Annotated in this window: 13 protein-coding genes and 2 tRNA genes; 4 read left to right on the top strand and 11 right to left on the bottom strand. The window is 63.9% G+C overall.

All coding sequences use genetic code 11. The features are described from left to right. The first annotated feature begins 48 nt into the window (after window positions 1-48). Both crgA and CCUG20998_RS00070 read left to right on the top strand, forming a co-directional pair. A complete protein-coding gene (gene crgA, locus CCUG20998_RS00075; protein ID WP_011738418.1) occupies window positions 49-330 on the top strand; it encodes a cell division protein CrgA in 282 nt (93 codons plus the stop codon). Window positions 331-485: 155 nt separating this feature from the next. Then, the gene (locus tag CCUG20998_RS00070; RefSeq protein WP_036456828.1) at window positions 486-911 is read left to right on the top strand and encodes a PH domain-containing protein; all 426 of its coding nucleotides are present in this window, start codon (window positions 486-488) and stop codon (window positions 909-911) included. Window positions 912-921: 10 nt separating this feature from the next. Here CCUG20998_RS00070 and CCUG20998_RS00065 read toward each other — a convergent pair whose 3' ends face one another. Then, window positions 922-1470 (bottom strand): peptidylprolyl isomerase, encoded by a 549-nt coding sequence (locus tag CCUG20998_RS00065; RefSeq protein ID WP_011738416.1) that lies wholly within the window; start codon window positions 1468-1470, stop codon window positions 922-924. Window positions 1471-1634: 164 nt separating this feature from the next. On the opposite strand from CCUG20998_RS00065, the gene cwsA reads away from it, so the two are divergent. Both cwsA and CCUG20998_RS00055 read left to right on the top strand, forming a co-directional pair. After that, window positions 1635-2063, top strand: coding sequence for a cell wall synthesis protein CwsA (gene cwsA, locus CCUG20998_RS00060; RefSeq protein WP_020727528.1), 429 nt, complete (start codon window positions 1635-1637; stop codon window positions 2061-2063). Between the two features lie 110 nt (window positions 2064-2173). Continuing rightward, complete coding sequence (locus tag CCUG20998_RS00055) at window positions 2174-2935, top strand: MerR family transcriptional regulator (RefSeq protein ID WP_020731187.1); 762 nt, start codon at window positions 2174-2176, stop codon at window positions 2933-2935. 27 nt (window positions 2936-2962) lie between these two features. Here the strand turns inward: CCUG20998_RS00055 and CCUG20998_RS00050 are convergent, their stop codons facing one another. The 10 genes from CCUG20998_RS00050 to dnaA form a co-directional block, all read right to left on the bottom strand. After that, window positions 2963-3802: a class I SAM-dependent methyltransferase gene (locus CCUG20998_RS00050; RefSeq protein WP_231389804.1), complete on the bottom strand. Its 840-nt coding sequence runs from the start codon at window positions 3800-3802 to the stop codon at window positions 2963-2965. A 136-nt stretch (window positions 3803-3938) separates the two neighbouring features. Then, window positions 3939-4011 (bottom strand) — tRNA-Ala (locus CCUG20998_RS00045). A gap of 163 nt (window positions 4012-4174) precedes the next feature. Continuing rightward, window positions 4175-4248, bottom strand: a tRNA-Ile gene (locus tag CCUG20998_RS00040). A gap of 60 nt (window positions 4249-4308) precedes the next feature. Beyond that, the gene (locus tag CCUG20998_RS00035) at window positions 4309-5211 is read right to left on the bottom strand and encodes a DUF3566 domain-containing protein (protein WP_020731184.1); all 903 of its coding nucleotides are present in this window, start codon (window positions 5209-5211) and stop codon (window positions 4309-4311) included. An 83-nt stretch (window positions 5212-5294) separates the two neighbouring features. Further along, on the bottom strand, window positions 5295-7814 hold the full coding sequence (gene gyrA / locus CCUG20998_RS00030; RefSeq protein WP_020731183.1) for a DNA gyrase subunit A: 2520 nt from the start codon (window positions 7812-7814) through the stop codon (window positions 5295-5297). 39 nt (window positions 7815-7853) lie between these two features. After that, the gene (gene gyrB / locus CCUG20998_RS00025; RefSeq protein WP_020731182.1) at window positions 7854-9887 is read right to left on the bottom strand and encodes a DNA topoisomerase (ATP-hydrolyzing) subunit B; all 2034 of its coding nucleotides are present in this window, start codon (window positions 9885-9887) and stop codon (window positions 7854-7856) included. Window positions 9888-10141: 254 nt separating this feature from the next. Beyond that, a complete protein-coding gene (locus tag CCUG20998_RS00020) occupies window positions 10142-10705 on the bottom strand; it encodes a DUF721 family protein (protein WP_036456822.1) in 564 nt (187 codons plus the stop codon). Next, window positions 10702-11859, bottom strand: a complete 1158-nt coding sequence (recF, locus tag CCUG20998_RS00015) for a DNA replication/repair protein RecF (protein WP_020731179.1) — start codon at window positions 11857-11859, stop codon at window positions 10702-10704. Before recF ends, CCUG20998_RS00020 begins: the two co-directional genes overlap by 4 nt. Window positions 11860-11879: 20 nt before the next feature. After that, window positions 11880-13088, bottom strand: coding sequence for a DNA polymerase III subunit beta (gene dnaN / locus CCUG20998_RS00010; RefSeq protein WP_012392010.1), 1209 nt, complete (start codon window positions 13086-13088; stop codon window positions 11880-11882). 540 nt (window positions 13089-13628) lie between these two features. Continuing rightward, on the bottom strand, window positions 13629-15161 hold the full coding sequence (gene dnaA, locus CCUG20998_RS00005; protein WP_036457103.1) for a chromosomal replication initiator protein DnaA: 1533 nt from the start codon (window positions 15159-15161) through the stop codon (window positions 13629-13631). Between the last annotated feature and the right edge of the window lie 24 nt (window positions 15162-15185).

The following is a 15185-nucleotide window of genomic DNA, read 5'->3' as shown; positions in this document are numbered from 1 at the left end:
TGCAGTCCTGTCCCGCTCATTGTGTTGTTGAGGTATTTCGAGGTACCAATGCCCAAGTCGAAGGTCCGTAAGAAGAACGACTTCACCGTCAAGCCGGTGAGCCGCACCCCAGTGAAGGTGAAGGTCGGCCCTTCCAGCGTCTGGTTCGTCGCGTTGTTCATCGGTTTGATGCTCATCGGCCTGGTCTGGTTGATGGTGTTCCAGTTGGCTGCCGTCGGTAGTCAAGCTCCCGCGGCGCTCAATTGGATGGCTCAGCTGGGTCCGTGGAACTACGCGATCGCGTTCGCTTTCATGATCACCGGATTGTTGCTCACGATGCGCTGGCACTGACCCATACCACACCCGTAATGAATTCATTACTGGGTAGGTGGGTCACCGCGCCAGCAACTCTTTTGTAGTTCAATCACACGCGTGTGATTTATCCCCACTGTTGATAGCGTCTGTGGATAACCGTATCCCCCGTGGTCGGAGGGCTGAAGTAGCGCATGCAGCAAACACAATGGTCGCCGCGGACGGCGGGAATCGCTGGTTGTGCGCTCGCTGGCGTTTTGATGGCTACCGCCGCTGTGACTGTCGTCACAGACCCGCCTGGGCGCATTCTGGCAGGCGTTGCCGCACTGGGTCTGATCTTGTTTGCGGGCGGATCGTGGCGCGCGCGGCCAAAGCTGGCAATCACGCGTGAGGGCCTAGCGATCCGCGGCTGGCTGCGGACTCAGCTGCTGCGCCCCGCCAGCATCAAGATCATCCGGATCAACGAATTCCGTCGCCATGCGCGCACGGTCCGTTTGCTCGAGATCGAGGCGGACAACGACGCCATGTTCGTCTTGTCGCGGTGGGATCTCGGTACCGATCCGCTCGACGTACTCGACGCGCTTACCGCGGCCGGCTATGCCGGCCGCGGTAAACGTTGAGCTGAAGGTGTCAGGAAATAGTGATCGACTCGATCACGACCGGTTCGGTGGGCCGGTCGCTGCCGTCGGTGGAGGTCGTCGCGATCGCCTCCACCACACCCTGTGAGTCCGGGTCGCTCACCTCGCCGAAGATCGTGTGGCGCCGATTCAGGTGCGGCGTCGGGCCGACGGTGATGAAGAACTGCGAGCCGTTGGTGCCCGGCCCGGCGTTGGCCATCGCCAGCAGGTAGGGCTTGTCGAATTGCAGCTCCGGGTGGAACTCGTCAGCGAACTTGTAGCCCGGTCCGCCGCGGCCGGTGCCGGTGGGGTCGCCGCCCTGGATCATGAAGCCCCGGATCACCCGGTGAAAGACAGCGCCATCGTAGAACGGGCCAGAGGTGCTACCGGATGCGTTCTGGGTCGAATATTCCTTGGTGCCCTGCGCAAGGCCGACAAAGTTGGCAACGGTCTTGGGAGCGTGGTTCCCGAAGAGGGCGACCTTGATATCCCCGCGGTTGGTGTGCAGCGTGGCGGTTGCAGTCTGAATTGGGCTGTTAGTCACGGAATCACAGTCTGCCATTACAGACGGGCCCGGCCGCAGCCGGTGTCATTCCGACTCGTCGGAAGCCGTGTGCGGGCAATGGGCCCGCGAACGCCCTAATGGTGGCAGTCTGTGGAGGGACCGGAGTAGCTCTGGGCCAGGGCCTGGCAAGACGGTTTGGCACGACAGTAGAGAGGCGGCAGATGAGCGAGCAGGCGGAAGCACGGTTGACGCCACGGGAGCGACTGACCCGCGGGCTGACCTACACGGCGGTGGGGCCGGTGGATGTGACCCGAGGTGTTGTGGGACTCGGGGTGCACTCTGCGCAGTCGACCGCGTCGGAGCTTCGCCGCCGGTACCGTCAGGGCCGCTTGGCCCGCGAGGTTGCCGCCGCTCAGGAAGCGATTGCCCAGGAGCTGGCCGCCGCTCAAGAAGTGGTCGCCAATCTGCCCCAGGTGATTCAGGAGGCCCGGCGCAAGCAGGGCCGCAGTAAGCGTCCCTGGGTGATTGCCGGGGCGGTCACCGTGGTTGTCGTGGCCGGCGGTGCGGTGGCATTCACCGTGGTGCGCCGTTCGTCGCAGCCCGAGCCGTCCCCGCGCCCACCCAGCGTTGACGTCCAGCCGCGTCCCTAGGACTCGCTTAGCGTGCCCACGGACTCGGGCAACTAGGCCGGCCATCACGAAGGCTTGACCCTCACGCGACGTGAGGCACCAACCTGATCGACGTGACGCAGGAGACGCCGGTGGACGGACTCACCGTGGGCCAGGTCGCGGAGCGATTTGGCATCACGGTGCGCACGCTTCACCACTATGACGAAATCGGGTTGTTGATCCCGAGTCGACGTGCGGCCTCGGGTTACCGGGTTTATACGTCGGCGGACCTGACGCGCCTGTCCCAGGTCATCGTCTATCGCCGACTCGAGCTGCCGCTCGACCGGATCGCGCGGCTGCTCGACGAGGGCAATGCGGTCAGCCACCTGGTTCGTCAGCGCGAACGCGTCATGGCGCGACTCGATGAGATGAAGGACCTCGTCGAGGCAATCGACCAGGCATTGGAGAAAGCCATGACCAACACCCCCATGACCGACGACGACATGCGCGAACTCTTCGGTGACGGCTTCGACGACTACCGGGCCGAGACCGAGCAGAAGTGGGGCGAGACCGCGCAGTGGAAGGAGTCCCAACGCCGCACCAAGTCCTACGGCAAGGACGAGTGGGTTCGGATCAAGGCCGAGGGCCAAGCCGTTGAAAAGGCCTTGTCCGACGCCTTCCGCGCTGGGCTGCCGGCCGACTCCGAGGAGGCGATGAACGCGGCGGAGCAACACCGCCGCCACGTGAATCGCTGGTTCTACGACTGCCCGCCGGCCTTTCACCGCAACCTGGGCGACATGTACGTGAGCGACCCCAGGTACATCGCGACCTACGACGAATCATTCGGGCTGCCGGGGCTCGCGGCCTACTGTCGTGAGGCGATTCACGCCAACGCGAACCGGACCGGCGGCTGACGTGACCGGCCCGTCCTGGGTCCGGTGCTAGCCGCTGCGCGGGGTGCGAGTCCACGCTCCGACCTCGGAGCGTCCGATAACCGTCGCGCCCAGGTCGCTGGCCTCCTCGAGCAGCCGCTGCGTCAGCGTTTCAATTCCGACCTCGGTCGCGGTCGCCACACCCTGGGCCTGGCTGGTTGGCAGCAGCGTCTCAACCAGATCGGCAAGGGCTTGTAGCCACACCGCGGCCGCACGCCCCGCCCCGATGAAGGTCCGCATGGTCAACGTCGGTGCCGGTAGCCCGGCACCGATGAAGGCGTCGTGTAGGCGGTCGGCCATGTTCCAGGAGGTGTGGGTGCGGTCCAACGCCTCGCGGATCCAATGACAGCAGCGGTCGTGGGTGGGCGCCGGCGGCGACGAGCGGACGGCACTCCAGTCCGGCTCGTGAAACGCCACGATCCCGCCAGGCACCAGATGTTGAGACAGTCGGTGCAGCATGGCGGCGGGATCGGCCTGGAAGGTCAGGACGTAGCGGCCCACAATCGCATCGAATGGCCGCTCGAAGCTCAAGTCGGCGGGGTCACCCAGCCGGAAGCTAACGGTTTCGGATAGCCCCCGCGCCGCCGCGGTCGCCGATGCCGCGCTCACCGCGCCGGCCGCCCGGTCCGTTCCGACCACCTCGCCGCCGGGCATCGTCAGCTCCGAGGCGAGAAACGCGACGTCTCCGGGACCGCTGCCCACATCGAGCACCCGCATCCCGGGCTCGAGGCCCGCGGTGGCCAGGTACTCGCGCGTGGTCGCGTCCAGCAGCATGGCCTGGCGGCCCAGGCGGCCCAACTCGTAGTCCGAATGGCCCAGTACATAGTCGGGTCGGTTCACATCCACCACGATTGATCCTTGATTCGGTGATCGGGAGCAAATCCGCAACATCGCAATGCGCGCATGGTCAGTGTGACGAGTTCGGCGCGCAACGACCCTCATGTCGGGGGAGTGGGCGACCAGCCGAGGTCAGACAGATGATTTGTGGAGCCTAGGGGAATCGAACCCCTGACACCCGCCTTGCAAAGGCGGTGCTCTACCAACTGAGCTAAGGCCCCTCGTCGTGACCGGGTGGGTAACCGGGTACGAATCCAGAATCCGGATCCGGCGCCACGTGCCAGACCTCGACGCCGCGCCGTGCCCGCACCGATGCTGCTACCACAGCAGTCGCTACCAGCAGCAACACGAGCCGCACGCTATGTCTTGATGGGCACATGGTCGTGGGCCTAGGAGGACTCGAACCTCCGACCTCTTCGTTATCAGCGAAGCGCTCTAACCGCCTGAGCTATAGGCCCGTATTGCGCATACGGCCGAGCGACGAGATTACCGCAATGGGTGCCCGACTCCCAAAACCGCTAGTCGCGATCGGCCAGGGTGACCTCGATACCGCCGATCAGATCGGTCGCCAGGTTGTAGATAAATGCCGCGATGGTGGCCATCGCTGTCATCAAAACGATGTTCACCAAGCCGATCAGCACGGCACCGCCGAAGATGGTTCCGCTGGAGACCAGCTCCGCGCTACTGCCGCTGGTGTTGTTCAGCAGGTCGCCGACGTTGCTGTTGAGCTTGGCCCACACGCCCATCCCGCCCAGAACCAGGTACAGGAAGGCCACCGCGATCATCCAGATGAAGAACAGCGCCACCGAGAGCAGCGCCGACACCTTCAGCGTGCTCCACGGATCAATCCGTCGGATCTGCATGCTGGCCCGTACCGGGCCACGCGCCGCCCGCCGAGACGACACCTGGAAGCGCGATTCCCGCGACTCCCGAGCTTCGGCGGCCGCCGACCGTGCCGCACCGGCCACCGGATGGGCCCCAGAATTGTCCGCCCCGCGATCGGGTGCGGGCTTGCGCTGCACGGGTCGGGGAGCCGGTCCGGACAGATCGGGCAGTTCGCTGGCGTAGGCCTCCGCGGGGAGGCTCTCGCCACGCACCGGTGGGGCGTCGGCCTCCGGCGGCGGGGCCTTGACCGGAGCCGGCGCGCCGGCCGGCGCCGACGTACCGGAGATGAAGCGGCTCAGCCGGGCGTCGGCGGCCGACGTCGGACCGGGCACCCGCCCCTCACCGGACTGTTCGGGTGGGCGTGGCCCCGGGTTTCCCGGTCGCGCCGCACCCCGCTGCCAGGGCGGTGAATCCGCTGGATCGGGTAGCCGGCCTGGCCCCGTCCCCGCCCGGTGTACGCCGGAACGGTCGACCGCGGCATCCCCATTGAAGTTGTCGCCCATATTGGGGGCGCCTGGATCGTTCGGTGAGGTCACCCGGACTCCTAACGTATGTACCCAGGTCGCTGAGTCTAATGGCCCCACGCTTTGCCCCAGGGCGGGTGTACCCCGCCCCGGCCCTAGTTGCTGGACTCGTCGGTGTCGGTTGCTTCCGCGACAGCTTCGTCGGCGTTCTCTTCAGCGTTGCGGGCGATGGCCAACAGCGTGTCACCCTCGCCGAGGTTCATCAACCGAACGCCCTTGGTCTGCCGTCCCGCCTTGCGGACCTGGCGAGCCGCGGTACGGATGACGCCGCCACCGGAGGTGATCGCGTAGAGCTCACTGTCGTCATCGACGATCAGCGCGCCGACCAGCCGGCCGCGCCGGCGGTCGTACATGATGGTCAGCACGCCCTTGCCGCCGCGGCCCTGGACCGGATACTCCTCGATCCCGGTGCGTTTGGCGTAGCCGCCCGCCGTGGCCACCAGCAAATAGGTGCCCTCTCGGACCACATTCAGCGACAGCAGCCGGTCATCGGCGTTGAACCGCATGCCCTGCACGCCGGAGGTGGCCCGGCCCATCGGCCGCAGCGCCTCGTCGGTCGCCGAGAACCGGATCGACTGACCGTTCGCCGAGACCAGCAACAGGTCTTCCTCGGACGAGCACAGCACGGCGCCAACGAGTTCGTCTTCACCCCGCAGGTTGATCGCCACGATCCCCCCGGAGCGGTTGGAATCGAAGTCGGTCAACTTGGATTTCTTCACCAACCCGTTCTGGGTGGCCAGCACCAGGTAGGGCGCATCCTCATAGCTCTTGATCTGGATGACCTGAGCGATGCGTTCCTCGGGCTGGAATGCCAACAGGTTCGCCACGTGCTGCCCACGCGCGGTGCGTAACGCCTCGGGCAGTTCGTAGGCCTTGGCCCGATAGACCCGGCCCTGGGTGGTGAAGAACAAGATCCAGTCATGCGTTGAGCACACGAAGAAGTGCCGGACGATGTCGTCTTGCTTGAGACCGGCACCCTGCACGCCCTTGCCGCCGCGCTTCTGGCTGCGGTACAGGTCGGTCTTGGTCCGCTTGGCGTAACCGGTTTCGGTGATCGTGACGACGACGTCCTCGCGGGCGATCAAGTCCTCATCGCTCACTTCGCCGTCGGCGGCGATGATCCGGGTACGACGGTCGTCGCCGTGCTTGTCGACGATCTCGGCGAGTTCGTCCCGCACGATGGCGCGCTGGCGTTCCGGTTTGGCCAGGATGTCTTCCAGATCGGCGATCTCGGCCTCGATCTTGGCCAGGTCGTCGACGATGCGCTGACGTTCCAGGGCGGCCAGCCGCCGCAGCTGCATGTCCAGGATGGCCTGGGCCTGGATCTCGTCGATGTCGAGCAGTTCGATCAGCCCGGCGCGGGCGATGTCGACCGTCTGCGAGGCCCGGATCAGTGCGATCACCTCGTCGAGCGCGTCGAGCGCCTTGACCAGACCGCGCAGAATGTGGGCCCGCTCATTGGCTTTTCGCAGCCGGTAGGTGGTGCGGCGGATGATCACGTCGAGTTGGTGTTCGACGTAGTAGCGGATCATCTGGTCCAGACGCAGGGTGCGCGGTACGCCATCGACGATGGACAGCATGTTGGCGCCGAAGCTGGTCTGCAGCTGGGTGTGCTTGTAGAGGTTGTTGAGGACTACCTTGGCCACGGCGTCGCGTTTGATCTCGACGACGATCCGCAGGCCCACCCGGTCGCTGGACTGGTCCTCGATATTGGAGATGCCCGCCAGTTTGCCGTCGCGAACCTGCTCGGCGATCGAGGTGATGAAGTTGTCGTGGTTGACCTGATACGGCAGCTCGGTGATGACCAGTGATGTCCGGCCGCGCGAATCTTCCTCTATCTCGACGACTCCGCGCATCCGGATGGAACCGCGACCGGTCTTGTAGGCATCGGAGATGCCTTGGGTACCGACGATCAGACCCGAGGTGGGGAAGTCAGGTCCCTTGACGCGTTCGGTGACCGCGGCCAGCGTCGCCTCTTCGTCGGCGTCGTGGTTTTCCAGGCACCAGAACACCGCTTCGGCGAGTTCACGCAAGTTGTGCGGCGGGATGTTGGTGGCCATGCCGACCGCGATGCCGCCGGACCCGTTGGCCAACAGGTTGGGGAACCGGCTGGGCAACACCGTCGGTTCCTGCACCCGACCGTCGTAGTTCGGGATGAAATCGACTGTCTCCTCGTCGATTTCACGCAACATCTCCATCGCCAACGGGGTCAGGCGAGCCTCGGTGTACCGCATCGCCGCCGGCGGGTCATTACCCGGCGACCCGAAGTTGCCCTGACCGTCGACCAGCGGGTACCGCAGCGACCACGGCTGCGCCATCCGCACCAAGGTGTCATAGATCGACGCGTCACCGTGCGGGTGGTAGTTACCCATCGTTTCGGCGACCGAGCGCGCCGACTTGGCGTGACTGCGGTCTGGCCGGAACCCGGAGTCATACATCGCATAGAGCACACGGCGGTGTACCGGCTTGAGCCCGTCGCGGACTTCGGGCAGGGCCCGGCCGACGATGACGCTCATCGCGTAGTCGATGTAGCTGCGCTGCATCTCCTGCTGAATGTCGACCGGTTCTATCCGGTCACTAGCTTCACCACCAGGCGGCAGCGTCGTGTCTGTCATCTATTCCTCGTTTGCTCAGTCAAAACGCGGACTCGGGGTCTAAACGTCCAGGAACCGAACGTCTTTGGCATTACGGGTGATAAAGCTGCGGCGTGCATCGACGTCTTCGCCCATCAGAATGGAGAACAATTCGTCGGCGGCCGCCGCATCGTCGAGGGTCACCTGGCGCAGCACCCGAACCGATGGGTCCATCGTGGTTTCCCACAGCTCCTTGGCGTCCATCTCGCCCAGACCTTTGTAACGCTGAATGCCGTCTTCCTTGTTGATCTTCTTGCCGGCTTTGAGCCCAGCCTCGAGGAGGCCGTCGCGCTCCCGATCGGAGTAGGCGAACTCGGGTTCGGTGCGCTGCCACTTCAACTTGTACAGCGGCGGCTGTGCCAGGAACACGTGGCCGTTCTCGATCAGCGGACGCATGAAGCGGAACAACAGGGTCAACAACAATGTGGAGATGTGTTGGCCGTCGACGTCGGCGTCGGCCATCAAGACGATCTTGTGATAGCGCAGCTTCGAGAGGTCGAATTCGTCGTGAATACCGGTACCCAACGCGGTGATGATCGCCTGGACTTCAGTGTTTTTCAGGACTCGGTCGATGCGTGCCTTTTCGACATTGATGATCTTGCCGCGCAGCGGCAGGATCGCCTGGAACATCGAATCGCGGCCACTCTTTGCCGAGCCGCCGGCCGAGTCACCCTCCACCACATACAGTTCCGACTTACGCGGATCTGTCGAGCGGCAGTCGGCCAACTTGCCGGGCAGCCCACCGAGATCGGTTGCGCTCTTGCGACGCACCAACTCTCGCGCCTTGCGCGCGGCGAGACGTGCCTGCGCCGAGGATACCGCCTTGTTCACAATGGTTTTGGCTTCCGAAGGATTGGCCTCGAACCAGTGGGTGAGCTGCTCGTTACAAACCTTCTGGACAAACGACTTGACCTCGGTGTTGCCCAGCTTGGTCTTCGTCTGACCCTCGAACTGCGGCTCTGCCACCCGCACCGAGATGACCGCGGCCAACCCCTCGCGGATGTCGTCACCGGTGAGGTTGGGGTCCTTGTCCTTGAGCAGCTTCTTGTCTTTGGCGTACTTGTTCACCACCGAGGTCAACGCACTGCGGAAGCCCTCTTCGTGCGTTCCACCCTCATGGGTGTTGATGGTGTTGGCGAAGGTGTGCACCGACTCCGAGTAGCCGCCGTTCCACTGCATCGCGATTTCGACTTCGTGGCCGGAGCCCTTGCCCTCGAAGTCGACGATGCTCTGCTGAATCGGACTCTTGGTGCGGTTGATGTGCTTGACGAAATCGACCAAACCGCCGGGATAGTGGAAGGTGCGGCTCTTGACCTTGTGCGGCGCGGTCGATTCGGCGGCCTTCTCCTGGGCGGACTTTGGTGCTTCGGCGGTATCACTGACGACGTCGTCGACGACCTCGTCCGGGGTGACCCGCTCGTCGGTGAGGTTGATGGTCAGGCCCTTGTTGAGGAACGCCATCTCCTGCAGGCGCCGCGCCACCGTCTCGAAGTCGTATTCGGTGGTCTCAAAGATGTCCGAGTCGGCCCAGAACCGGATGGTGGTTCCGGTCTTCTTGGTTGCCTCGCCCTGTTTGAGGGTGCCCGGCTGGGCGCGGTCGTAGAACTGCGACCACTCGTATCCGTCGCGCTTGATGTCGACTTCCAGTCGGGTGGACAGCGCGTTGACCACCGACACACCCACGCCGTGCAGACCACCACTGACGTTGTAACCACTGTTCTCGCCGCCGAACTTGCCGCCGGCGTGCAGTTGGGTCATGACAACGTCGACGGTCGGGGCGCCGGTGGCGTGCATCGCGACCGGAATGCCTCGGCCGTTGTCAGCGACCTCGACACTGCCGTCATCGAGCAGCCGCACGTTCACCTGGGTGGCGTAGCCGGCCATCGCCTCGTCCACCGAGTTGTCGACGACCTCCCACACCAGGTGGTGCAGACCGCGCTCACCGGTGGACCCGATGTACATACCGGGGCGTTTACGGACGGCCTCGAGGCCTTCGAGAACGGTGATCGCCGAAGCGCCGTATTCGTCTTGTGCCTTCTTCTTCTGGGCAGCCACGGTCCGAATGTTCTCCTCGGGGTTGGATGCGCGCGGTCCAGTCACCGCAGCAGTCGCTCCTCCACTCTACCGTGAGTGGTTGTCCGCACCGATTCTCTGGGCGCGTTTCTACCTATCTAACTGCGCCGTGCGCTCGATATCTTGCTTCCCGATGCGTCCCGACGTTGGAGATGCGGGTCCATCTCGTCCTAGCCGATCTGAGACCTCCATGGCCGTGGACTCGATTCAAGGGGTCGCATTTGTCCGCGTGGGTCCTAGCCGTAGGTGTCGCGAGGCCCTCTACCAGCGATGTGCCGGGGCCCTTTGCGCCACGACGGACTGGCCGGGCCGGTGATCTTGAGCGAGGTCACCACGCCGTTGCCCACCGCTGCGGCGATCTTGGCCAACAGTTGTGATTGCATGATCCGCAACTGTGTCGCCCACGCCGTCGATTCGGCAGTCACACTCAACACACCCTCATTCAGCGCCGTGGGCGTTGCATGATCGGCGATCTGCGACCCGACCACCTGACTCCACTGACCCAGCACGGTGCCTTCCGCCACGTGACCGGACCACCCGCGCTTTTTCGCCAAGTCGCGCGTCAGCTTGCCCAGCGGTTGCGGATCCCTGGTGTCCGGCCCTGGCCCTGACCACCGACGGCGTCGCCCCGCCACACGTCGCGGCGCGGGCCCCGCGGCGAAACCTCGCCCCGGGTCTTGGCCACGGGCGCGAGCTGCCGCCCGCGCTTCTTCCAAAGTACGCCGCACCAAGTCCATGCCGGGCAATTCGTCACGTGCTGCGCCGTCACCGGGCCCGGGCTGTTCGCCGTCATCGCTCACGATTGCACCACCGACACCCGTCCGTCCGCACTGTCACGCAGATCGATATGCACCTTGCGAGCATCCCAGCCCGAAGGGATGTCTTCGAGCACCGCCGCGGTTACCAAGACTTGTTCGGCCGACTCGGCGACCCTTGCCAAAGCCATGCGGCGGGCGGCATCGAGCTCAGCGAACACGTCGTCGAGCAACAAGACCGGTTCGCTACCGTCGGCGCGCAGCAGCGCGAAGGCCGCCAACCGCAGCGCCACCGCCATCGACCACGACTCCCCATGGCTGGCAAAGCCTTTTGCCGGCTGGTCGCCGAGATGCAATTCCAAGTCGTCACGGTGCGGACCCACCAGACACACACCCCGCTCCAACTCGGCATCACGGCGCGCGGCCAACGCCGCCAACAACCCTTCTTCCAGGGTGACACGATCCGGCGCGGCGTCGTCGGCAGCCACGAATGCATCCATGCTGGCTCGATACGCGATCGCCGCTGACCGCGACTCCGGCGCCAGCAGCTGATATGCCTTTTCCACTTCCGGTGCCAGTAGACGCACCAAATCAATGCGGGCCGCCATCAGTTCCGCACCATGTTGAGCCAGCCGGCTGTCCCATACATCTAAGGTGTCCAACGCGCCGCGGTCTCCCCGAAACCGTGCTCCTGAAACGGATTTCAGCAATGCGGTGCGCTGCCGCAGCACCTTGTCATAGTCGGCCCGCACGCCGGCGATGGTCGGTCGGCGCAACGTCGCCAAGTCATCGAGGTAGCGGCGACGATCCGCTGGGTCCCCACGCACCAAGGCCAGATCTTCGGGGGCAAACAACACCGCCCGCAAAACACCGATCACCTCGCGCGTGCTGCGCACCGGTGATCGATTCAACCGCGCCTTGTTAGCACGGCCGGCGGCGATCTCCAGGTCCACCGCACATTCTCGACCGTCATTGACCACGATCGTCGAGATCACCGCTCGGTCGGCACCCGCGCGGATCAACGGCGCGTCGGTACCGACCCGGTGCGACCCCAATGTGGCCGAATACCACAGCGCCTCAATGATATTGGTCTTGCCAAATCCGTTCGGACCGACGAACACCGTTCGTCCGGGCCCCAGTTCAAGATCCGCGTGCGCCCACGAACGGAAATCACGCAATCCCAAATGCCGGACGTACACCTATTTCGGCACCATGGTGGTCAGCCCGGCAACCGAACCGGCATCAACAGATAGACGTAGTCGGTCGGCACCGCCGCGAAGGGACCTTGATCCCCGGGACCGCTGACAATCCGGTCCTCAGCGGACGCCGGCCGCAACAGCGCCGGCTTGCCCGGCGTGGTGAAACCGAACGACACCCGCTCGGAATGCAACGAGGCCAACCCGTCGATCAGATATGTCGGGTTGAACGCGATGGTCAAGGGTTGACCCGCGAACTCAACGGCAATGTCTTCTTCGGCCCGTCCGACGTCATCGGCTCCGGCCGAAAGCCGCAACATTCCATCGGCGAACTCCATGCGCACCTGGGCGCCGCGGTCGGCCACCAAGGCGACCAGCTTGATCGCCTCGGTCAGCTCAGCCACATCGGCGCTGGCCACCGCGGTGTGTTCGGCCGGCAACAGCTGACGGAACTTGGGAAACTCCGCATCAAGGAGCCGCGTGGTGCTGCGCTTGCCGTCACCGCTGATACCCAGCAGGCCGTCCTTGCCAACCCCCATACCGGCGCCCAACGACAACCGGACTTCCGAACCATCGGTGTTGGCTTTGGCCGCCTCGCCCAGGGTCTTGGCCGGCACCAACACCGCCGCCTCGATGTCGGGGGACAACGCATTCCAGGTCAACTCGCGAACTGCCAGGCGGAACCGGTCGGTAGCCGCCAAAACCACTTTCTCGCCTGAGATCTCGACACGAATACCGGTCAACATGGGCAAGGTGTCATCACGACCTGCGGCGATGGCGACCTGACCGATCGCCTCGGAGAACAGCTCGGCGGGCAGCGTGCCGGTGTCCTCGGGCAGTGTGGGCAGCGTCGGGTAATCCTCAACCGCCATCGTCGGAAGTGAAAACCTGGCGTTCCCACAGGTCAGCGCGACGCGGTTACCGTCGACGTAGAAGTCGACCGGCTTGTTCGGCAGTGCCCGGGTAATGTCGGACAGCAATCGCCCGGATACCAAAACCGTTCCAGGAGAAGCGATTTCGGCGGGAACCCGGACTTCTGCGGAAACCTCGTAGTCAAAACCCGAGATGGTCAGCCCCTCGTCGGAGCCGGTCAACAACACTCCCGACAGCACCGGCACCGCAGGCCTGGTGGGCAAGTTTTTTGCGACCCACGACACCGCATCGGCGAAGGACTCGCGCACCAAACGAAATTTCAAGTCGGTGAGACCAGCTCGTGTCGTAGCCGCGTCCATTGCGTCCCTTCACCTAACAGTGAGTTCAAAATCCGTAAATCCATGAGCCGACTTTGTCGCCGGCAGGTGGGACTGACCGCCTCGTACGTCAGTGGCGTGTAGTTACACCAAGACGTCCGCAACGACAGTCGAACACCAACCGTAGAGCTTCAAGCCCGAACTTGAAAGCTCGCTGTCAGTGACGACAAGTCAGCCGACACGCGCTGCGATGCGGCGCTGTGTAGCGGATGTCCCCAACGCTGTTCTTCAAAGAACAAACATCGAAGAGATCTCAATAACAGTAATAAGGGGTGTTAATTCTGGGGACAGCCGGGTCTTGACGCAGCTAGAGGACCGGTGGGGCTGTGGATCAGGCTGCGGGTGGCTGTGTGGTCTGTGTTGGCCTGTTGGGGATGGGACGGGCGGTGTGCACTCCAGTCCGAAAATTACATGAATGTCTGCAGCCGTTTGTGCACAGGACTACACACACCGGTGTCGTGTAACTCGTGTGACTAACGTGAGAGAAGTTTTTTTGCAGAAATTACTGGAGCCGGCCGCGGATCAGCGCTTGGAGCGCTGCCGAATGCGGGTGGTGAGCTCCTTGACGTGATCGAAGACCTCACGGCGCTCGGCCATTTCGGACAGGATCTTGCGCTGGGCGTACATGACCGTGGTGTGGTCGCGCCCGAATGCCTGGCCGATCTTGGGTAGTGACAGGTCAGTGAGCTCCCGGCACAGGTACATCGCGATCTGTCGCGACTGAGCCAGCGCTCGGGTCTTGCCAGGGCCGCGGAGCTCCTCGACCGTGGTGTCGAAGTACTCGGCGGTGGCAGCCATGATGGTGGCCGCGCTGATTTGCATGGTGCCGGCGTCGGCGATCAGATCACGCAGCACGATCTCGGCAAGTGCCTTGTCGATGGGCGTCTTGTTCAACGAGGCAAACGCGGTGACACGGATGAGCGCACCCTCGAGTTCGCGAATGTTGCGTTCGATGCTGCTGGCGATCAGTTCTAGGACATCGTCGGGCACCGCGAGTCGCTCCATCTGCGCCTTCTTACGCAAGATCGCGATGCGGGTTTCCAGCTCGGGGGGTTGAACGTCGGTGATCAGTCCCCACTCGAACCGGGTTCTGAGCCGGTCTTCGAGAGTGGCCAGCTGTTTGGGCGGCCGGTCCGAGGAGATCACGATCTGCTTGTTCGCGTTGTGCAACGTGTTGAAGGTGTGGAAGAACTCTTCCTGGATACCTTCTTTGCCTTCGATGAACTGGATGTCATCGACGAGCAATACGTCGACGTCGCGGTAGCTGCGTTTGAAGGCGACTTTGCGGTCATCACGCAGCGAGTTGATGAAGTCGTTGGTGAATTCCTCGGTGGACACGTATTTGACGCGCATGCCCGGGAACAAACGCTGTGCGTAGTTCCCCGCGGCGTGCAGCAGGTGTGTTTTGCCCAGTCCGGACTCGCCCCAGATGAAAAGTGGGTTGTAGGCACGGGCGGGTGCCTCGGCGATCGCCAGAGTGGCCGCGTGCGCGAATCGGTTGGAGGCTCCGATGACGAAGGTGTCGAACGTGTAGCGGCGGTTGAGGCTGGTACCGCCGGCGCTAGCGCTGGTATCAGCGTCGGTTGAGCGCTTCTTGAAGTGCGTCGGCCAGCTTTGCCGCGAATTTGGCGCGTTTTCGCCAAAGTCATCGATCTCGTCGGAGACTTCTTGTGACGTTTCTGGTGACGCTTCGAGGCCGGGGTCCTCGACCGCAGCGACCACCGAATCGTCATCATCGTCGGCGGGCGGCGGGGCGATGCGGACCCCGAGCTGGATCTGTTGTCCAAGCCGACGGCTCAGCGCTGCGGTGATCGGGGTGCGCAGGTGGCGTTCGATCTCGTTTTGCACAAAGCTGCTCGGGACCGACAGCAGAGCAAACCCCTCAACGATGGTGAGCGGTTGGACGAGGTTCAACCAAGCTCTTTGCTGGGGGGTTAGTGGACTGGTCAAAGTGGTGCCGGTGCCGGCATCACCATCAGTGTTGGGTTCTCCGTTGAGCTCAGCGACGACGGCATTCCACACTGCGGCGAAACCGGAACCGGGGTCATTGGTCAACGACGCATCTCCCTGATCCGACAT

Origin of the sequence: Mycobacterium marinum (assembly GCF_003391395.1) — a bacterium.
Lineage (GTDB): Bacteria > Actinomycetota > Actinomycetes > Mycobacteriales > Mycobacteriaceae > Mycobacterium > Mycobacterium marinum.
This window is presented reverse-complemented; position numbering and strand designations above follow the sequence as displayed.